Source organism: Pseudomonas syringae pv. cilantro (genome assembly GCF_001293775.1).
Taxonomy (GTDB): Bacteria; Pseudomonadota; Gammaproteobacteria; order Pseudomonadales; family Pseudomonadaceae; genus Aquipseudomonas; species Aquipseudomonas syringae_P.
Map to the genome: position 1 here is coordinate 27237 of NZ_LGLN01000029.1, position 20555 is coordinate 47791.

Sequence of the window (20555 nt, forward strand, 5' to 3'; positions counted from 1 at the left end):
ACACCACCCAAGGCAAACCTGCCCGAATGGTCATCCAGCCCGACGTTGCAACGACGGTCAGAAGCGGACCGTTACTCCTGCGTTTACCGAATGGAAGCGCGTGTCGGTACCGAACTGCCCTTGATAGGAAAGGCCCAGGTCGGTCTGACGATTCAAGCGCAGTTTCGCGCCTACTTCAGTCAACGCCGTGTTGCGGGTTTGAGCTACGCCTTGCACTTCGAAGTTTGGACCACCGGCAAAGCTCTGGTCGTTGCGCGGATCCAGATCACCGAAGGCACGTCTCCATCCCAGCGAGCCGTAGACCTGAGTGTCGAGGTTCGCGATACGGGTGTTGGTCGATGCGCGCAGGCCGAGCGTCGAGAAGACGGTATCTTGCTTGTCGCTGGACACGTCCAGAGCGGCTGGTCCGCCTTTTTCGTGCAGATCCTTGGCGTCGTAACGCACGTAGGAAAGACCGGCGAAAGGTTCCAGAGCCACGCTGCCTAGCGGGATCTGGTAGGCCGCTTCACCGCTGGCCTGCAGCGATTGGGCGTTGCGTTTGCCGGTCAGGTGATCACTGAACCCTGCAAACGCCACGTTCCGCTCGCTCTCCAGACGGTGCCAGGTGTAACCGACGTCGGCGCTGAGGCGCAGGGCGTCGATCTGGCCACCGGTGTAGAGACCCAGGTGGTAGTTATCGCTGTGGCCTTCGGCATCTCGGTCGTCGGCGTCGAACTTCGAACGGCTGTAGCCGGCGTAGACGCCGCCACGCCAGTCAGGAGTGAAGCTGCCGTCGGCACCGAACAGCAGGCCGCCGGTGCTCTGGCTCAGACCGCCGGCACCGTTGTTGCCGTCGACCTTGGTCCAGTTGCCGAATGGCTGCACCCACGCACCGTTTTCGGCGGCGGGCGTGCTTGGCATCAGGTTGAGTGCCATGGCCGGCATGCGCAGTGTTCCGCTGTCGAGCAGATTACGCACACGGGTTCCCAGTACACCGGACACCACCTGGCTGTTGGCGATCAGTGCGGTCGACGTGCTGCTGTGGTAATCGCCGGACAGTTGATCGGCAGCGTTGCGCGCGCTTGCGGCATCCAGAATCAGCAGGTTGTTGTAGAGGCGCAGGGGTTCGCCGCTTTGTTGCAGTACGCTCAGCGCGCCAGCGGTATTGAACTGGTTTTGGGTCAGCATGACGGACTGGAAAATGCCTGGAGCTGGAGCTGGCACAGGTGTCGGTGTCGGCGTCGGCGTCGGGGTTGGTGTTGGTGTTGGCGTCGGTTCCGGAGTCGGTTCCGGTGTAGGTGTAGGTGTAGGTGTAGGCTCCGGGGTCGGAGTCGGTTCTGGAGTTGGAGTTGGAGTTGGAGTTGGAGTTGGAGTTGGAGTAGGAGTAGGCGTCGGCGTTGGAGTCGGCTCTACGCTTTTCTGCTCAATGGTGAGGTTCAGATCATTGGCCGTGCGTTGCAGCCCGACATTCAGGAACGCCGAGTTGGTCAGTGCCTGGGCATAGGCAGTGCCTGCGGCGGCGCCGTCGACCAGACCGCCCTGAGCGGAGAGCAGCGTGTAGGTTCTGCCGCTCTGATAGCTCTGCGCGGGATCCAGCGCGGTCACGTTGACCTGCGTACCGCGCAGGGTGGCGGTGCCGCTCACGTTGATCTTGTCGGCCCTGCCGTCGCCGGCGATGTCTGCGGCGTAGCGTGAGCCGGCGGCCATGTCCAGGTCGCCTTGTATGGCCAGTGCGCCGATGGCGTTTTCGCCGGGCGACAGCGTACCGCCGGCAGCGACCTGGGTGGTGCCCACCTGACCGACGCCAGCCAGAATACCTCCGTCCAGTACCTGAGCGCTGTTGGTGTAGGTCCCGAACTCAGTGCGGCCCGCAATGCCGTTGACCACCAGGGTGCCGTTGCCTACGTTAAACTGCGAAACGCTTTGGGTGGTGGCCGTGTTGCCGCGCTGATTGACCTGGTCGACGTTCCCCGACAACACCAGTCGACCACCGCGCACCACGACGCCACCGGCCAACCCCGAAGTGTCGCCGCTCAGCGTGGTATTGCCGTTGAACGCATACACTCGACCCGTTCCGTTCAGCGTATTGGCGAACTGCAGATCGGTGTCGGTATGGTTGAATGCCAAGTGTCCGTTGCCGGTGCCGAAGGTAATAGCGGTTTGCGGGGCCAGTCGGCCGGCCGCCTGAGGTGTTCCGGCACTCACGAAATCGATATCAGTACGGTTAGGGTCGACCACGAGCGGACCGCCCACAATGAGCGTTCCCCTTGTCGCATTGTTGATGTCGTTCACAGTGCTGATAAGGATACCGTTGGTAGCGCTCAGTTCGGCACCGTCGGCCAGTGTCAGGTAGGTGCGGGTTTCGTTGGTGCCCAGCGTCATACTTTGCACGTCGAGACGGGTGCCCTGTCCGGTCACATTGACCTGATTGCTGCGGTTGATAACTGCCGAACCCAGCCGCATAGAGTCGCTCGTCAGCACTGCGCCGCTCTCAAGGGTCAGGTCGTTTCTGTTCAAGAAGGAGCCACTGTTGTCCCAGCGTGTTCCTGCGCCGGAAAGTCGGGTGGTGGATTCGATGTCTACCTGCTGGCTGTTGATTTTGCCGCCGTCATTGAGCGTGATGCTCGACTTGTAGACAAAACCTGCGCTATTGGCGTCGATGTTGACCGCGTCGACCAGCGAGTTCTGGCCACTCACCAGCAACTCTGCGTTTGAAAACTGGTTGGCACTGTTGCCACTGTCACTAAGCCGCAGATCCCGCACTGATACCTGGCCCCCGTTGCGGACGGTCATGCTCCCCTGTCCTATATCACCGATACGGATCGTGTTACCGAGCACGAATGAGGTGCGGGGCACGATCCAGCGCGACCCAGCCCCTTCGACTATAACGCTGGCCTGGGCCTGGTTGACGCCCGTACGGCTGGCTTGACCCACGATACGGCCGCCTTCGCTGGTTACCGTTGCGCCATTGTTGATCGTAAGGCTGGAGGTATTACCGTCAGTTGACCGGACGTCGATCGCGCCATCGATTACGCGGTCGCTGTTAAAGGTTTCCTGGCCGTTAGTGAGCACATAGTCAACTGCATGGGCCTCCGGGAGCAGCGCAAGAGTAATCGCAAAAGCAAGGGGGGATATTCTAAATAAGGGGTTCATAGCGACTCCAGATACTCCATAAAGACCACAAGGGTGGCTGCCAGCCCTGAGGGCTTAGGCGTTTTCCGTTCGGCAGGTTGCCAACGTCGGGAGTATCGGGAGAGGGAGTAGTAATGGATATAGCACGCATGTACTAGCGGGCCGCCAATTTCGCCACAACTAATCAGTTCTCCACGCATGCCGTAGTTCAATAGCTCATCTGTACTATAGAAGTCTGCGGTGGCAGTCACTACTCTCATGCGGGTGCGTTTATCTGCTCGCAAAAAGTACCAGCGACTTGAGCGCATTCAGCATAAAGTTCCCACACTTACCGAATGGGCTCGATGAAAAATGCAGGCGCTCACGGGTAAGATTAGTTCAGTGTAATGCGATGCTAATTGGACGATGCGCAGCCCTGTTTTTGACAGACTGCGGGTGGTTGCCTGGAGTGGCGCGTTCCTTCGTGCTCTTTCAATCAGGCGTTTGCCGATGATCTTTCGTCGGCAAATTGAACATCACGATTGCAGTAGATAAAAATGACCCTGTTGAAGACTACACTTGGCCTCGCCGCGGTATTGGCATCCTCTCATCTTCTTGCTGGCGGTTTTGCCCGTACCGAGCAAAGCATCGCCGGCATGGGCAGTGGCCAGGCCGGTCGCGCGTCAATGGCCGAGGACGCCGGCACGGTGTACGGCAACCCGGCGGGTATGGCGCGATTGGACGACAGCCAGATCACCATGGGTGCCACGTTCGTGGACGCATCCACTGATATCAGCCATGCAGCCGGTCGTTCACGGGGCAGCAATGACGGCGATATGGTGCCCTTCAGCTCGGTGCCGTTTGGTTTTTTCACCCGGAAAATCGATGAGCACTGGGCGTTCGGCCTGGGGCTCTATGCACCCTTCGGGTTATCCACCGATTATGAAAACGGTTTTCAGGGGCGCATGTTCGCCAGCAAAAGCGAGATCAAGGTGGTGACGCTGCAGCCCACCATCAGCTACGCCTTCAATGACAGGCTGTCGATTGGCTTCGGCCCGACGTTCAATCGAATTGCCGGGACGCTTGAATCAGACATCACGCTCAATCCGGCCATTGCTGACACCCGCGTCAAAGTTTCAGGTGACGACACTGCTGTGGGCTTCAATATCGGCGTGTTATTCAATGCAACCGACTCCACCCGCGTAGGCCTGACCTACCATTCCAAGGTCGATTACAAGCTGGGCTGTCACACGCAAGTTTCGACCGGCGCAGGAACGCCACCGCAGTTGCTTGCGAGCAACCGTTACGACTGCACGTTGAAAGTGGCCACGCCGGAGTCTTACGATTTTTCAGTGACTCAGGCGCTGAGTGACGCATGGACACTTTACGCCAGTGCGACCTGGACAGGCTGGAGCAGCATGCAGGACTTGAGCCTGCGCAATCAGCCGGTCTCGGCCGCGCAAGGCGGCACGCTGGCTTCGGCACTGACCGGCTCCATTCAGGAAGGCCTGAACTGGCACGATACATGGGCTTACGCGATCGGCACTGCGTACAGGCTGGATCCGCAGTGGGTGTTGCGTGCAGGCGTGATGCTCGATCAGTCGCCGACCGGTAATACCGGGCGTTCACCCCGTACGCCGACCGGGGATCGCGAGGTCTTCAGCGTAGGGGCGGGTTATGACGTCACGCCACAACTCAGCCTGGATGTCGCCTACTCGTATCTTCAGGAAGAAAGTGTCGATGTCAGTCGCGCCAATGCACTGGGCAGTTACAGTGCGACGTACAAAAGCCATGCGAGTTTGTACGGTATTGGGGCGACGTATAGATTCTGATCCTGAAAGACACCCTCATAATGCCCGGTTAAATTTTCCGGGCGTTGTTCTAATGCCTGTCAGTTAGCCTGGACAGGCTCGAGGAAGGTCCAGGTTTTTGCGTGGGTGACATAAAAATTTGATGGCTTGCTTCTGTGATCAAAAACAGTACGCCGTATAGCGCATCTGTACTATTGATACGCCCTCAGGTCGTGGATACAGTCGCGTGCGATGTGTGTGTAGTGTTTACTTAAATAATTGATGCGTGGGTAAATCCTGCATCGATCAGTCGGCGGAGTGTGTGAATGAAAAGTGCAGCCTTGTTTCCGTTAGTTCTGGCCTTGTCAGGATGCGCGGGGCTTGATCAGGCCATGTCGGTGACAAACGGGGTCTTTGACCAGACCGGAGATTTGCTGAGTGGGGATCTTCGTGGGCTGACAGCCGCCAAGCAAACGACATTGACGGAAATCTGGAACGACTGGGAAACCAATGAGGTGACCGCCAAGGAAAAATGGGACGCTCAAACATTGATCATCCCTGGTGTTGTGCAGCGTATTACCAAAACCGGAACGGTCATCGGTCAGAATCAGATTGCGATCATCTTCACTGACCCGAAGAACCCCAAATGCACCGGCCAGGGGCTGACCCGCGATGATCTGCTGGTGAACAAAAAGAAGATCAGCGGTTTGAAGAAAGGCGACAAGATTGTGATGAAGGGTGTTCTCGGCACCACCGAGTCGAAATGGACCGACAATGATTCCTGCTGGCTGTCTTTTGACAAGGCTGAGTTTACGCTTCAAAAGTAACCGTTGGGCGCCGGTAATCGCAGCATTACCGGCTTCAAACTCATTGCTGAGCGGTCAGTACGTGTAGAACCGGTCGACCGTCTCGCCGTTGAAGTGTATGACTATCTTTTTGATCACTTTCTTCATACCCGTACTCTTCGTTCCTGTGACGGTACTGACGTCATCCATCACGTCTTCGGCATCTCCCAAGTGGTTATCTGCCTGCCCCAATGCTGACCCCGCCGCTCCGCTGCCGTACTTGTAACTGTACTTGTAGGCCATTTTCTTTAGCATCGCCACGCCTGATTCGCCGCGCTCGTACCACCACGCTGCGGAGTTGTCGCCTACATCATCTTCCGCCGAATTCGGAGCACCAAATTTCGCGCGGATTTGAGATTTGGTCGATTTTTTAGGAATGATATTGGCTTTTATATAGTCAGGCTCAAACTTGGGCTCACCCGTCAGTGATTCCAGCCCACCAAGAGGATTACTGCCTCCCGTCGAGCAGGCTGTCAAAGTGGCCATGACCGTTATCGCTACTGCTAAAACTTTTAGCCGTGCCAGTGAATAATAATTGCCCATGCCGAGTGCCCCTGAAGGTAAGTCAGTTATTGAAGGTTTTTTATAGACAGACAGAAACGTGCGACAAAGCCTGCTGGTGGCAGGCTTTGCAACGTCTATAGATGCTGATGTTGTTTGTTTCTTAGCTTAGGCTAATGGCGTAAGTATTCACCATAGTACAGGTGTGCTAGTAAGGTAATTAACGCCATTTTAGTCACACTAACGCACTTGCCATTAGCTGATTATCGCACTCAAGACCCGGTAAGGGACGCCGTTCCACGACTCGTCGTTTGCATCAAGTCCATCTTGAAACTCATGAGCAGTGAACGCAGTTCTGCAGGCCGCACGGGTTTGGACAACACCGGTATCTGTGGGTCATTCAGGGATTGCTGAACGTGCTGAAGCTCGTGGCCGGTGATGACGATTGCAGGTATCCGGCGGCCATGCAATTCGCTCAGGTAGCTGATGTAGTCGGCGCCGGTGGCGCTTCGGTCAAGGTCGAAGTCGGTCACCACCAGGTCGCAATCGACACTCGCCTGAGGGATGGCGGACGCGGTCTGCACGTCACAACCCCATTTACGCAGCAGCATCGCGGTGGCTTGCAGAACGTTGTAATTGTCCTCGATCAGCAGAACACGTAAGCCTCCCAGCAGGCGCTTGTTCCAGTCGATGTCCGGGACGGGCGCAATTGGCCGTGCCGCCACGATTGGTAGCCCGCTGATAACCACCGCAGTGCCTTTATCCAGGCGTGAACCAATCCTGATGTGCAGCTTCAGCAGGCCGGCGATGCGCTTGACGATACTGAGCCCAAGCCCTACGCCCTCGATGTCTTGATCACGCTCTTCACGGACGCGATAAAACTCGTTGCACAGATGAGGAAGATGCTTTTCCGAAATGCCGCGACCCATGTCGTAAACGCCGATGTCCAATGCCCCGTTGCGGCGTCTGCCGGCAATAAGCAAGGGTTTGCCGGGGGCGTATTTGAAGGCGTTGGAGATCAGGTTTTGCAGCAGGGTGCGCAGCAGTGCGGGGTCGCTGCGTATATGTTGCCGACACGGGCGCACGCGAATTTCAACGCCGGACCAGTTGGCCGCCTCACTGTTCTGGCTGACCAGGCCATTGATTAATGCGTCTACATCAATCGTCTCTAAGCGTGGATTCACTTCTCCCTGATTGAGGGTGTAGATATCCAGCAACGAGCGGAAAAGCTGTTCTACCGCACTGAGTGCCCGATCAATATTTTCGACCAGGCGGCGCTCGTCTGTGCCCAGTGAAGCATCACGCAGGCAAGCGGTGAAGAGGCTGATGGAGTGAATGGGTTGCCGCAGGTCATGGCTCGCCTGGGCGAGAAACCGTGATTTCGCCTCATTGGCCGCCTGGGTTTCATTCAGCGCGATGTGCAGCCGCGAGAGCAGGAAGTAAACGAACGACGGCAGCACCAGCATGGTCAGGATCATCATCATCGCAACGGCGGGATGCTCCTGCAAGAAGGGCGTGAGCTGGATGATCAGGCATAACGACGCCAAGGCAAGGCCGGTCGCCAGCAACAGGTAATTGCGCCCGTAGCGCATGCCATAACCCACCGTCATGCTGAGCATCACCGAATAAACCGGCAGCATCGGTTCGCCACCCACGGTGATGGTAACTATCCCGGCCATGTTGTCGACGACCAGCGCGAACATTCTGCGCCGGGTAGACACGCCGGGCCGTACTGCAATACGCCAGATCAGACCGATACCGACGACGGCGAAGCCCAGGCAATAGCCGAGAATGACCCACATTCGGCCGCTGGACATGTCGTCCAGTGCATGCATGATCAATGCGTACAACGCAGATGTGGCAATAACGGCCATGCGCAACAGGGCCTGGATCATTTCCAGGTCTCTGTATCGGGAGAGCATCGACATCAGGTTTTCCTGGTCATTCCAGTACGGCTGAGAGGTACATCAGGTGTTCAGCGCGTCGAGGGCGGTACAGTGATCTGGATAAGAGGAGGGGCTCAAGAATTTCAGCGGGCTTGTGATGTTCGTGAGTACGGAACCCGGAGTGAGTCCGGGTCCTGTAGCCTGCGTGTAATAGCTTTATCAGCTCTGCCAGGTGGTGTAATAAATCGGAATACCGCGCGAGTTGGTGATAGATGCGTAGTTATGGCCGGGGGCAAATGACTCACCGCCCGCGAAGGTATAACCAAAAGCACTGAACTCAATACCGCCACCCACCTGATCCAGCTCCGCCTCATTCAACAGTCGGACTTCCTGGCCGGCATGCAGCGCGTCGTTTGCTTTCTGTGGGCTAATTGCTTGAGTCATGGCGTCGTTTCCTCTGAACGGGTCATTGATAAGTTAAGTCTTCGTAGCAGCGATCTACGACAGACGGCCTTATTAAAATCACCCCCTGAACCGAGTCGCAATAGTACACATGAGCTATCTGTGCGTGTGTCTTTTGGCTACTAGTTCATGTGTGCTATTGAGGTGGTCGTTCGCTAACGCTTTAATACCCGCGCTTTAAACACTGTACATGTCGGTAGGCCCGCGCATGTTTTGTCCGTTATTAACGTAACGGCTGCATGAACGTATCAGGCCTCTATTTGCCCGCTGTTACTGAACCACTGTCGAGCCTCCATGGTTTTTATGGCGCATTCCTGATGATTGACGCGACGCATGTCCATGCTCTTTCGGCCTGAAGCGCTCGCCGCACAAAAGCGCAGTACGTTGGGTACGGTCTTGTTGGTCAGCCCGGTATCGATGCGCCTGGCCGCCGCCGTCGCGCTGCTGTTCTGCATGTGCATGGGCCTGTTTCTGACCTTCGCGACCTACACCAAACGCACTGCGGCGAGCGGTGTGCTGCTGCCTGAAGCAGGCTTGATCAGGATCTATGCGCCGCAAGCCGGCGTGGTCAACAACCTGGGCATCACCGAGGGGCAGCCGGTAAATGCCGACGCTGTGTTGATGGCGTTGTCCAGCGATACGCAAAACGGCGAAACGGGCGGTGCGCAGCGGGCCATCAGCCTGTCGATCAAACGCCGCCAGGAGAGCCTGATTCAGGAGATAGACAAGACCCTGGCCCTGCATCAGCAGGAGCTGGAGGGCAAAAAGCGTCAGGTCGAAGCGCTGGAAACCGAGCAGCAGAAAATACTTGCGCAAATCGACCTGGCGCGTCAGCGGCTGGCGTTGACCAAAGGGATTGCCGAACGCTACGCCAACCTGCAACGCCAGGATTACGTGTCGCGTGATCAGCTTCAGGAAAAGGAAGACGCCGTGCTGGACATGCGCTTGCGCGGTGAAGAACTGAATCGCTCGCTGCTGACCGTGCGCGCTGAAAGCACCCGGCTGCGCGCGGAGCTGGTCGAGCTGCCGTTCAACCAGAGCAAGCAACTGGCCGACCTGCAACGCAGGCTGGCCGAGAATCAGGACCAACTGGTTGAAAGTGAAACCAAACGGGAGATCCTGATCACTGCGCCAACGGCCGGTGAGGCAACCGCTCTCTCGGTCTCCAATGGTTCACGGGTCGACAGTGCGCGGCCGCTGCTGAGCATTGTGCCCGCCGATGCAAAGCTGCACGCGGAGTTGTACCTGCCCAGCCGCTCGGTGGGCTTTGTGCGTGCGGGCGATACCGTGATGTTGCGTTACCAGGCCTATCCCTATCAGCGCTTCGGCCTGCAACCGGGCACGGTTTCGTCGATTTCACGTACCGCATTGCCAGCCGACGAAGTCATGACGCTGGGCAATGTCTCCGAACAGATGCGCGAGCAGGGGCCTTTCTATCGGGTCACGGTCGCGCTGGCGTCTCAAACCATCGAGGGGCAGGGCAAGCGCGACCGTTTGCGCTCCGGCATGCAGCTGGACGCCGACATCATGCAGGAAAAGCTGCCGCTCTATGAGTGGCTGCTCGAGCCTCTGCGCGGAATAGGAAAGCGACTTTGAACCTGAAAAATGCGTTCACTTTCGGGGTCGGAAGAAAACTGCCGGTGGTACTGCAGGCCGAAGCCACGGAGTGTGGCCTGGCGTGCATGGCCATGATTGCCGGTTACCACGGACAACACAGCGACCTGTTTTCCCTGCGTGAACGTCTTTCGCCATCGATGAAAGGCGTCAACCTCAAGCAACTGACCCGCATGGCCGCGCAACTCGGGCTGGGCAGCCGGGCATTGCGCGTCGAACTGAGTGCGCTGGGTCAACTGCAACTGCCTTGTGTGCTGCACTGGAACTTCAACCATTTTGTGGTGCTCAAGGAAGTCACTGCGCAGGGCGTAGTGGTGCATGATCCAGCGCGTGGCCTGTGCAAACTGTCGCTGGATGAGGTGTCGGCGGCCTTTACCGGCGTGGCGCTGGAGGTGTGGCCCGAGAGTGACTTCCAGCCGGCCGCCGCCCGGCCGCCGATTCCGTTGCGCAAGCTGCTGGGGCGAGTGCAAGGGTTTGGCCGGGTGCTCACCCACGTGCTGCTGTTGGCGCTGGCGCTGGAGCTGTGCACCATTCTCAGCCCGTTCTTCATGCAGACCGTGATCGACAAGGTGCTGGTCAGTGCCGATCTGGACCTGCTGGCGGTGCTGGCCATCGGGTTCGGCATTCTGCTGATCATTCAGCACACCGTTGCGCTGGCCCGTGGGTGGGCGCTGATGTACCTGGGCACGATGCTCGGCTCGCAGTGGCAGATTAATGTCTTCACTCATCTGCTGCGTTTGCCGGTGGCGTTTTTCGAGCGCCGCCATCTGGGCGATATCGTCTCGCGCTTCGGCTCTCTGAAGTCGATCCAGCAGACGGTCACCACGTCGTTCATCGAAGCCATACTCGACGGTCTGATGACGGTCATTACCCTGGGACTGATGATTGCCTACAGCCCGAAGCTGGCGCTCGTGGCCGTGGTGGCGATGGTGATTTATGCCTTGGCGCGCTGGGTCTGGTTCGGGCCGTTGCGGCGTGCCAGCGAGAATCAGCTGGTCCATGCAGCGCGTCAACAATCGCACTTTCTGGAAAGCGTGCGCGGCGTGCGCACCATCAAATTGTTCAATCGTCATGAGCAGCGTTGCAGCGCCTGGAGCGCTTTGCTGGTGGAGGAAATCAACGCCGGCCTGCACCCCCAGAAACTGCAACTGGCCTATCGCACCTTCAATGGCGTGCTGTTCGGGCTGGTGACGATCATTGTCATCTGGCTGGGCGCCAGGCTGGTGCTGGAGGGGCAGTTCAGCGCCGGGATGCTGATTGCATTCAATTCGTACAAAGAACAATTCAACGGCCGCGTCGCCGGGCTGATCGATAAGATCGTCGACGTGATCATGCTGCGCCTGCATGGCGAGCGCCTGGCCGACATTGTGCTGCAGGATGCCGAGCCGGTTTCTGGCCTGGATGCGTTCGATGAATTCAGCAGTGGGAAAGTGCCCAGCCTTGAAGTGCGTGATTTGCGCTTTCGCTATTCCGAGCATGAGCCTTACGTGCTGGACGGTGTGTCGATCCATGTCCGCGCAGGCGAGTCGGTCGCCATCGTCGGCCCGTCGGGCGGCGGCAAGAGCACCCTGCTCAACGTCATGCTCGGCATTCTGGCACCTGGCGCGGGCAGTGTTCTGCTGGATGGCCTGCCGGTCGGACCTGAGCATGTCAGCAGGCTGCGGCGCCTGACCGGCACGGTACTGCAGGATGACGTGCTGTTCGCCGGGTCGATTGGCGACAACATCAGCTTTTTCGAGACCGGCGCCGATCAGCAATGGATCGAGCAGTGTGCACGGCTGGCTGCCGTCCACGATGACATTGCGCAGATGCCGATGGGCTACAACACGCTGGTGGGCGATATGGGCACGGTATTGTCCGGCGGCCAGAAACAGCGCGTATTGCTGGCCCGCGCGCTGTATAAAAAACCGCAGTTGCTGTTTCTCGATGAAGCGACCAGCCATCTGGACATCGCTCGCGAAGCGGCGGTCAATCAGGCGCTTCAGGCGTTGAACATCACCCGGATCATTGTCGCCCACCGACCGGAAACCATACGTGCGGCGGGTCGGGTCGTGGCGCTTGCCAATGGTCGCATTGCTTACGATGGCCCTGTGCTTGACGAGCCGTCAGCGCAGGGCTCCGAGCCGTGACGCGATGCCCGCCGTTCCCGCGCTCAATCACAGTGGTGCAAAGGGTGTGACACTCAGTCAGAGCCGGTTGCCGTTATCGGTGGCCAGCAAAAGTGAGCATGAAGTTATTCTGGACATCACCAACCGGTACGAAATTACGCATGCTCGCCGAAGCGGTGAGTTCATTGTCGTCAACATGACTGTTTTAGGGCGGTCCAAAAGGGGAGGCGAACTCGCCGTCATCGAGACTGACAAGTGGAAACAACTCTCTGGCGCCAAGGGCTCTAATCCAGGTGGGTTGTTTCAAGCTCCCGACGGCGTTAAATGGTATGTGAAAACGAACCCTTCAACCAATAGGCTTCGCAACGAGGTGCTGGCCGCCAAACTGTACCGTGCCGCAGGAATTGATGTTCCTGACATAGAACTGGCGTCCCGCAACGGTAAACCGGCATTGATTTCCAAACTGATAGGCGGGAATCAAAAAGACCTCGGTACGATAGAAAAAAGTAGCCAGTTGAGGTGCGGCTTTGCTGTGGATGCCTGGTTGGCGAACTGGGATGTCATCGGTCTGACGGGGGATAATGTCATCTTCAATCACCGTAACAAACCTGTGCGCATCGACCTTGGCGGCGCGCTGGTCTTTCGCGCCCAAGGGGGACACAAGGGTAATCAGTTCGGTACCACACCAATGGAGCTGGTCACGATGCTGTCTCGTGAAGAAAACACGTCCAGTCGTGCCTTTAGGAAAATCGAACTCGATGAAATCCGAATCGGGATTGCCGCGATAGAAAAAATACCGGATGCGCGTATTGCCGCATTCTGCGCAGCACACGGCCCTGGCAATCACAGCGAACGCATTGAACTCGGTAAAAGACTGATCAGCCGGAAGAAGTGGCTTGTCGATATGAAACAGACGCTTCCTCATATTCATCGTAAAAAGAACGAGGAAGGCCATGTCGTCACTGTTAAAAAACCCACGTCACCCAGCGATGTGCGTGCCTGGGGTGACTCATTTGCAACAGCCGTTTTTGTACCCCACTGTCCTGTCCGTGGCAGCCTGAGCAACATACCGTTCAGATCATGGACGCCCCCCAATACACTGGAGGGCTGGCGTCGGGTTAAAACCCGTGCTGTCGACTTCAAAGAGCCCGAATTCAAGTTTTCCAATCATCTTGCTCCCGCCAGTGGAGCGATAATTTTTGAGCCTGACGGCAGGATATGGGTCACCGAGCCGACTAACCACCCGTTCGGCGCAACGCACGCTTTTCCGAAGGGAAAGCAGGAAGCCGGTCTGAATTTGAGGACCAATGCGCTCAAGGAAGTCTACGAAGAGACGGGGCTTAAAGTTGAATTCCACGGTTTTATTGGTGATTACGACCGAACGACATCACGGACTCGTTATTACCTTGCCAAGCGCGTAGATGGAACGCCGTCCGATATGGGCTTTGAATCTCAAAGCGTCAAGCTGGCAAAAATTACAGAGGCCGAAAAACTGCTGTCCAGCGCGGTGGACACTGCCATCTTGCGAGACGCGGTACTGGCTCGCCTAAGGAACCCTTTTAAATGAATTTCATCTGCTTGAGCGCTGACAGACGATAAAGAGGATTCTGGAAACCCCGCAAAAAAAACCAGTTCACCCAAACGCGTTACCTCCACAGGTAAGGAGTAATGAAATGAGTATGAACACCCCTGTAAGCAACAATAGCCCGGTGTGGTTACCTGTCTCTTCGGGCAATCACGCTCCGAGCCCGGACTATCCCGGGAAATCGTCGAGCAATGCCGTGCATTTTCTTCCAGCAGAAAGGACCGGCCATTCGCCGAACGCGGTCAGTTGGGGCAATTGCAAACCGAAAACCGCCACTACAGAGAATGGGCGAGCCGGTGAAACAGATCAAAGTGACGTTATCGATGCGTTGATGACGCTCATTTATGCGGTACTAAAAAGTTTGCTGGGTCATTCCTCTGCAAGTGACCCTTCCGAGAACCGATCCTCTGCCCCGTCCAGGCCAGGTCGGGCTGCCGCTTCTTCCGGTAATGCTGCCAGTCAGACCCCGAATTCAAACGTGTCTGGACAGTCTGATGATGCCCGCCCGCTCAATAACGTTGGCCTGGGTGCTCATGGTGGCGCGAATACTGTCCCTGACCGGATTGCTTCTCCAGAAGCGGCGCAAAAAATGGTCGAAGACGTGAAAAATTCCGGAGGTGGAACGCTCCGTATCCAGATGACTCACGACCAGATCAATGACCCGGCGCAGATGGCCAAGCTCAAAGCGATGGTCGACGCCGGTGACAAGCAGGGGGTCAAGATTCAGTTCACGTTTCGTGACAACGCAAATGGCGGCGGTGGCAACGTCTTGTCCGGCGATAAACTCAAACAGGCCGCTGACGATGTCAAAAACGTAGTTTCTGCACTTGGAAAACACCCAAGCTTTGTACTCAACACGTTCAATGAGGGTGGCAGGAGCGCCACCCAGGGCTGGGCAGACATGCAGAGCACCTTGATCAAGTCTGCACGCGATGCCGGTTACAAAGGCGAAATCGTGGTGGAGGACAGCAATTGGGGTGGCGGTCTGACAGCCGGCGGGGAAAGCGGACTGGTCAAATACGCTGATCAATTGAAAGCCGCCAACGGCAGTAACAACCCCGGCCTGATCGGCAGCATCCATGAATACGCCAGCGGTGCTGACGCGTCTTCGCGTCTGTCGTCGGAGATCAAGGCACTGAAGGGCGCGGGCTTCAAACCTCAGATCGGTGAAGTCGGCAACGCCAACTGGACCGGGGGCGGCAACTTCGAGCAGCGCGACGGGGCCAACCAGGCCGTGAAGGACAACATGGACGCGCTGAAAGCCGCTGGCGCCGATGTTCTGCCGTGGATGGACCAGTTCAGGGACGGCAAGATCAAACACGATGTCGGCTTCTCGAAAGACGATCAATTCACTTGACAGTGTTTATGGAAGTCTGGTAACGCTGAACAACAGACCGTCGCCGGGGTTACCCGCAAAGTCGCTGTCGATCAATTCAGGCTCCTGAATAAAAAAGGGGGGCGACGAGATTCAACGGCGTCGCCACCCCTGCATTTCAATATCTCGATAGAAAGCAGGAAAACAACGTTATGCCCGTAAGCAAACCCATGCTCAGTTTGAGGCTGAACACCCAGTTGACTTCACCACCTGTCAAAAAAGACACGGGGGCTGGACTGGGTCGCATGAATAAGGGGGAGGTACTTGCCAACACTCAGACTCGTTTTGCCTTGAATCACCGTGCACCCACTTACGAGGTCGCACAGCGCGCGCTGGGTGAAAATCATGGTGGCTGGACGGCTGTCAATCAATTCAAAATGACGGGCACCGACATGTTTATCCATATGGACCGCAGAGAGCCCAGGAGCAAGGGCGACTTTGTCGGTGACAAGTTTCACCTCAGTGTGGCGCCCCGACATGTTGCCAGCGCATTTGATGCGATAGGCAAGCTACTGCAAGCCGACGACAGCCCGGTCGACAGGTGGAAAGTGACCGACATGAGTTGCGTACATACCTACTCGCCGCCTCAACATGCGCGTGTTACGCAGGGGGCTCAATTCACGCTGTACGCCAAACCTGATCGCGCGGACAACACTTACAGCCCCGAATACATGGGGAAAATGCGGGGCATGATCAGCAGTATCGAGCGTGAGTTGCACGCAGCCGGCGTACAGCAAAGCAATAATCGCCCTGCATCGGATGTAGCGCCCGGGCACTGGGCGTATGCGTCTTATCGCAATGAACACAGAAGCGAAAGAACGGGATCCTCCAGCCAGGCCAATGAATTGGAAAAGGAGCCGTTTTTCCAATTGGTTTCATTTCCCGACGTGGCTGCTTCGCCCGTGAAATCAGGCGCGTCAAGCCGTTCGCTGATGCCACCGCCCTGGACTCGCTGAACAAGTCTGGCTGTGACCATCACCCATAGCGACTTCCGTTAAAGCCCATGACGGGTTTCTCCAAAGAGTGTGATTACCCCATGCACTACCTGAGCGTGTTTACAAAGCACGTCTTAAAAAATAGAACGAACGCCGTCGCACAACGACGCGCTTTACAGGAAATATTCCATGCCACATCCAGTGTCTCAATACTCTGCCAATCAGGCTTACCTCTACAATCAGCCTTCCCATCACCAGGCATCCACGTCTCGCGCGCAGCAAAGCTTACAAGGCGTTCACCGTGTTGCCAGACCTGGAAATACGACGGCTGTCATCGGGGGGTATTCTGTTCCGTTAACCGCCGTTAACCGGACAGGGTTTGCGTCTGCCTTTGCAACCCGCCACACAGCGCACACCACGCAATTGGGGCAAAGAGGCATAGCGCCTGCCTCTGCCCATCAGGTTTTAAATCAGCGCCACCGACTGGCGCACGCGGCAGAGCTTGAAAAACAGCATATTCTCAACAATCAGCTGAATAATTTCCCGACAGAAAAAAGCAGGATTGCACATAACAGTCTGCAGCACTTTAGCCGCTATTCACCCTCGCAGGGCAGGCAAGTCGTTGATGCATTGCATATCTATCAGCAGGATTATGGCGATAACTACCTGATGAATATCAGCGCGATGGGCTATCACTCACTGAGCCACTACTTGCAATCCCTCGACCCTAAATACCACAACGAAGCCGAGGTGAATAATTTTGTCCGTGATTTTGCTCGACATTACGAGGCGGGCGAACTGAACGCCGAGGAGTTTGAAATTCACAAAACCCACATCGAAACACAGTTGGCGCCACAAACGGCTCTTTTACGACAGTTTATTCATGCCGCTCCGCGTATTTCAGGTGTCTCTCTGTTGAAAGGTGCGACAGGGCATGACGATCTGTTCACGACTCAGCTCAATGGCGAGTCTGCGCTGCAAGCTCTGCTCTCGGGCAAAGCGTTGCGGTTCAACGGTTTTCTCAGTACGACATCCAGCGCGGACGCGGCAGTAGAATTCTCCAGTGTGTCGGATGAGCGAGGGTTGGGCATAGCCAGGTATACGGTGGACCTTTCAAGCGGTGACCTTTCATCTGAAGTGTTGCGTCGTCAAACGCTGCGTGATCTGCAGAGCAATCGCGTTGATGCATCGTCGATCTTTTTCCGCTTCAAGGCCGACCACGTTGCGGGTATCCACGTGGATGCCATTCAGGATGCTCACAATCCGGATATGAGCATCAGCGAGGCGGGTGAGCAGGAAATTCTGCTCAATCCAGGGCATTACTTTCAGCCGGAAAAAATCGTGATGCTCGAGCAAGGTTTTGCAGTCAGCGGGCGGCTTGCTTATGGCGAACGCTGACGTGTCTTGATCTGATCGGGAAGCCTTCGAACGTTATCGGTGCAAGATCACCTGATGAATCTCCTGCAACGGAATAATCCGCTGTGCAGCATTCAGTTTGATCGCTTCCTTGGGCATGCCGAACACCACGCAGCTGGCCTCGTCCTGGGCGACGGTCGAGCCGCCAGCATCAAGCATTTCCTTGAGCCCGCGTGCGCCGTCGTCGCCCATGCCGGTCATGATGATGCCGGTGGCGTTCTTGCCGGCGAACTTGGCGACCGAGCGAAACAGCACGTCGACGGACGGGCGGTGCCGATTGACCAGCGGGCCGTCGATGACCTGGACGTGATAGTAGGCGCCGCTGCGGGTCACCATCATGTGTTTGCCGCCCGGCGCGATCAGGGCCAGGCCGGGCAGGATGCGGTCGTTGTTTTTAGCTTCGCGTACTTCGATCTGGCTCAGGCTGTTGAGGCGTTCGGCGAACGAGGCGGTGAATTTTTCCGGCATGTGCTGGACGATGACCATGCCGGGACAGACGCGGGGCAGGGCGGTCAGCACCGCTTCCAGCGCCTGAGTACCGCCGGTAGACGTGCCGATGGCGACGATGCGTTCGGTGGTGTGCGCCATGGCGTGACCGCTGGCGGCGGGCAGGATGGCGTCAGCGGTGAGTTTGCTGGCGGGGTTCAGTACCGGGGCAGCGGTGCGCTTGCCAAGGTTTTTGACATTGGAGTTGGCCGCCGCGCGAATCGCGCTCACCAGTTCGGCGGCCGATTCGATCAGGAAGTTTTTCAGGCCGGTGGTGGGTTTGGTGATGATTTCCACCGCCCCGGCAGACAGTGCCTGCAACGAGGTTTCCGCGCCTTTCTGGGTCAGCGACGAGCAGATGACCACCGGCGTCGGGCGCTCGCTCATGATTTTTTTCAGGAAAGTAATGCCGTCCATACGCGGCATCTCGATGTCCAGCACGATGACGTCGGGCCATTCCTGGGCCAGCTTGCTCATGGCGAAGATCGGGTCTGACGCCGCGCCCATGACATGCATATCGGGTGTGTCGTTGAGAATCGCCACGAGTACCTGACGAACTACCGCCGAATCATCGACCAGCAGTACGCTGATTTTTTTGTTTGGCATCTTTTTCAATTGCTTCCATTGGTTGGTGCCTGACCCATACGTTTCCGTCCCACAGGTCGAAGATGATAGTGCGATGTCCGGTGCTGCCCATGTCTTGAGCAATCAGTTGCAGGTGGTGTTGCTCGGCCAGTGCCAGTGCCGCATGAATATTGCGGTCGGCGACATTGTGCATCTGTTGATCCAGACGCTGCGCGGGGAACATCTCGCCGCCGCCGAACAGTTTGATCTGATATTCCGCGGGCAGGGTGCCGTTGGCCAGCGCATGACGGATCAGTATTTCCATCGCCTCGTCAGCGTACCTGCCGTCCAGGGGCTGATGCTTGCGAATGCGCCCCGGCAGCATGAAATGGCACATGCCGCCAATGTGCCTGTAAGGGTGCCAGAACGTGATCGCCACACATGAACCCAGCAACGTGCGCAGGCGCGCAGGTCGGGTCTCGAAGACCACGTCACCGGGCGCCAATACTCTCTCGGCTACGCCGACGAGCGTGTTCATGGTTTGCGGTAAATCGAAGGTGAGATCATTTTCAGCATGTCGTTCACACCGTTCAGGCTTTCCGAGTGGCTGATAATGAAATAGCCACCGGATTTGAGACGCGGTAATAGCCGCGCTACCACTTTGCTCTTGGTCTCCTGATCGAAATAAATCATCACGTTGCGCAGGAAAATCACGTCGAACTCGCCCAGATCAGGCAGCGTTTCATTGAGATTGACCTGCACGAAGCTGACCCGGCTGCGCAACGATTTGTCGATCAGAAAGGTACCGTCCTGGCGACCCGTGCCTTTCAGACAATATTTGAACAGCAAAGGTTGCGGCAGCGTCTCGGTACGCTCCATGGGGTAGTGACCGCTGCGCGCCTTGCTCAACACGCGGGTGCTGATGTCGGAACCGATGACTTCCCACGGGGCGCTGCCCAAGTGCTCGGCGAGGGTCATCGCCAGGCTGTAGGGTTCTTCGCCAGAGGAACTGGCAGCGCTCCAGACCCTGAACAGTTTGCCCGGCGAAACATGTGGCAGCACCTGCTGGCGCAGAAAATCAAAGTGCTTGGGTTCGCGGAAGAAGTAAGTCTCGTTGGTGGTCAGCAGGTCCAGGGCAATTTGCAGCTCGCCATGGCGCTGGTCGGTCATGATCAGCTTGAAATACTCGCCGTAGCTTTCCAGCTCGTAATGCTTGAGGCGTTTGAACAGGCGGCCTGCGACCAGTGCTTTCTTGGCCGGAGTCAGTTTGATGCCCGCAGCGCGGTACAGCCAGGACTGGAACTGGCCGAATTCGCGGTCATTGAGCGACGCTGTGTCAGGCATGTCCGGGCCTCAATGCGCGTCGAGGTCGAGCGCCGGTGCCTGACCGGCTTCAGCCAGGCTGGACATCTCATCAATGGACAGCACCTTCTCGACCTCCAGCACGATCACAAACTTGCCATCGACCTTGGCCATGCCGCTGATGAAGTCCGCGCGGATCCGCGCGCCGAAATTGGGCGGTGGTTCGATCTGCGAGGCCGGTATTTCCAGCACGGCCGACACGTTATCGACCAGCAGCCCGATGTCCTGCGGCTGGCCGTCCTCGGTGCTGGCCTCGATGATGATCACGCAAGAACGACGGGTGATGTCCGAGTTCTGGCGCCCGAAGCGCGCCGAGAGATCGACCACCGGCACCACCGCACCGCGCAGGTTGATCACGCCGCGCACGAAGGCGGGCATCATCGGCACGACGGTCAGACTGCCGTATTCGATGATTTCCTTGATGCCCAGAATGCCGATGGCAAACATCTCGCCATTGAGCATGAAAGTCAGGTACTGCGCCTCTTCTTCGACCGCTGTTGCGGTCTGCCGAGTCGTGACCAATGAGCCCATGTCGT

At 57.2% G+C, this 20555-nt stretch carries 16 protein-coding genes; 8 read left to right on the top strand and 8 right to left on the bottom strand.

What is annotated here, in order from left to right; translation table 11 throughout:
- Positions 1–57: 57 nt before the first annotated feature.
- On the bottom strand, positions 58–3051 hold the full coding sequence (locus ABJ99_RS05030; RefSeq protein WP_054084862.1) for an autotransporter domain-containing protein: 2994 nt from the start codon (positions 3049–3051) through the stop codon (positions 58–60).
- Positions 3052–3653: 602 nt separating this feature from the next.
- On the opposite strand from ABJ99_RS05030, the gene ABJ99_RS05035 reads away from it, so the two are divergent.
- Together ABJ99_RS05035 and ABJ99_RS05040 are read left to right on the top strand one after the other, a co-directional pair.
- Entirely contained in the window at positions 3654–4922 is a 1269-nt protein-coding gene (locus ABJ99_RS05035) for an OmpP1/FadL family transporter (RefSeq protein WP_054084936.1), read from the top strand.
- A 284-nt stretch (positions 4923–5206) separates the two neighbouring features.
- Entirely contained in the window at positions 5207–5707 is a 501-nt protein-coding gene (locus ABJ99_RS05040; RefSeq protein ID WP_042913797.1) for a lipoprotein, read from the top strand.
- A 54-nt stretch (positions 5708–5761) separates the two neighbouring features.
- Here ABJ99_RS05040 and ABJ99_RS05045 read toward each other — a convergent pair whose 3' ends face one another.
- The 3 genes from ABJ99_RS05045 to ABJ99_RS05055 form a co-directional block, all read right to left on the bottom strand.
- Entirely contained in the window at positions 5762–6268 is a 507-nt protein-coding gene (locus ABJ99_RS05045; protein ID WP_054084863.1) for a hypothetical protein, read from the bottom strand.
- 230 nt (positions 6269–6498) lie between these two features.
- Positions 6499–8121 carry an ATP-binding response regulator gene (locus tag ABJ99_RS05050; RefSeq protein ID WP_162491555.1) on the bottom strand — a complete coding sequence of 541 codons (1623 nt, stop codon included), beginning with the start codon at positions 8119–8121 and terminating at the stop codon, positions 6499–6501.
- A 210-nt stretch (positions 8122–8331) separates the two neighbouring features.
- Positions 8332–8556 carry a hypothetical protein gene (locus ABJ99_RS05055; protein WP_054084865.1) on the bottom strand — a complete coding sequence of 75 codons (225 nt, stop codon included), beginning with the start codon at positions 8554–8556 and terminating at the stop codon, positions 8332–8334.
- Positions 8557–8913: 357 nt separating this feature from the next.
- Here ABJ99_RS05055 and ABJ99_RS05060 point away from each other — a divergent pair, with 357 nt between their 5' ends.
- The 6 genes from ABJ99_RS05060 (at position 8914) to ABJ99_RS28990 (ending at position 17589) form a co-directional block, all read left to right on the top strand.
- Positions 8914–10170, top strand: coding sequence for an HlyD family secretion protein (locus tag ABJ99_RS05060; RefSeq protein WP_054084937.1), 1257 nt, complete (start codon positions 8914–8916; stop codon positions 10168–10170).
- Complete coding sequence (locus ABJ99_RS05065) at positions 10167–12317, top strand: peptidase domain-containing ABC transporter (protein WP_054084866.1); 2151 nt, start codon at positions 10167–10169, stop codon at positions 12315–12317. Before ABJ99_RS05060 ends, ABJ99_RS05065 begins: the two co-directional genes overlap by 4 nt.
- Positions 12271–13863 carry an NUDIX domain-containing protein gene (locus tag ABJ99_RS05070; protein ID WP_230080985.1) on the top strand — a complete coding sequence of 531 codons (1593 nt, stop codon included), beginning with the start codon at positions 12271–12273 and terminating at the stop codon, positions 13861–13863. The genes ABJ99_RS05065 and ABJ99_RS05070 overlap by 47 nt, the downstream gene beginning before the upstream one ends.
- 580 nt (positions 13864–14443) lie before the next feature.
- Entirely contained in the window at positions 14444–15238 is a 795-nt protein-coding gene (locus ABJ99_RS26645; RefSeq protein WP_259469589.1) for a cellulase family glycosylhydrolase, read from the top strand.
- A gap of 170 nt (positions 15239–15408) precedes the next feature.
- Complete coding sequence (locus ABJ99_RS05080) at positions 15409–16212, top strand: type III secretion system effector phosphothreonine lyase (RefSeq protein ID WP_054084868.1); 804 nt, start codon at positions 15409–15411, stop codon at positions 16210–16212.
- Positions 16213–16380: 168 nt separating this feature from the next.
- The gene (locus ABJ99_RS28990) at positions 16381–17589 is read left to right on the top strand and encodes a hypothetical protein (RefSeq protein ID WP_080378020.1); all 1209 of its coding nucleotides are present in this window, start codon (positions 16381–16383) and stop codon (positions 17587–17589) included.
- A gap of 33 nt (positions 17590–17622) precedes the next feature.
- Here the strand turns inward: ABJ99_RS28990 and ABJ99_RS05090 are convergent, their stop codons facing one another.
- Genes ABJ99_RS05090 through ABJ99_RS05105 form a run of 4 tightly spaced genes read right to left on the bottom strand, consistent with a single transcriptional unit; the run spans position 17623 to position 20550 of the window.
- On the bottom strand, positions 17623–18699 hold the full coding sequence (locus ABJ99_RS05090) for a protein-glutamate methylesterase/protein-glutamine glutaminase (RefSeq protein WP_054084870.1): 1077 nt from the start codon (positions 18697–18699) through the stop codon (positions 17623–17625).
- Positions 18662–19195 carry a chemoreceptor glutamine deamidase CheD gene (gene cheD / locus ABJ99_RS05095; protein WP_054084871.1) on the bottom strand — a complete coding sequence of 178 codons (534 nt, stop codon included), beginning with the start codon at positions 19193–19195 and terminating at the stop codon, positions 18662–18664. Before cheD ends, ABJ99_RS05090 begins: the two co-directional genes overlap by 38 nt.
- On the bottom strand, positions 19192–20001 hold the full coding sequence (locus ABJ99_RS05100; protein ID WP_054084872.1) for a CheR family methyltransferase: 810 nt from the start codon (positions 19999–20001) through the stop codon (positions 19192–19194). Before ABJ99_RS05100 ends, cheD begins: the two co-directional genes overlap by 4 nt.
- 9 nt (positions 20002–20010) lie before the next feature.
- Positions 20011–20550 (bottom strand): chemotaxis protein CheW, encoded by a 540-nt coding sequence (locus ABJ99_RS05105; RefSeq protein WP_007251638.1) that lies wholly within the window; start codon positions 20548–20550, stop codon positions 20011–20013.
- Positions 20551–20555 lie beyond the last annotated feature (5 nt).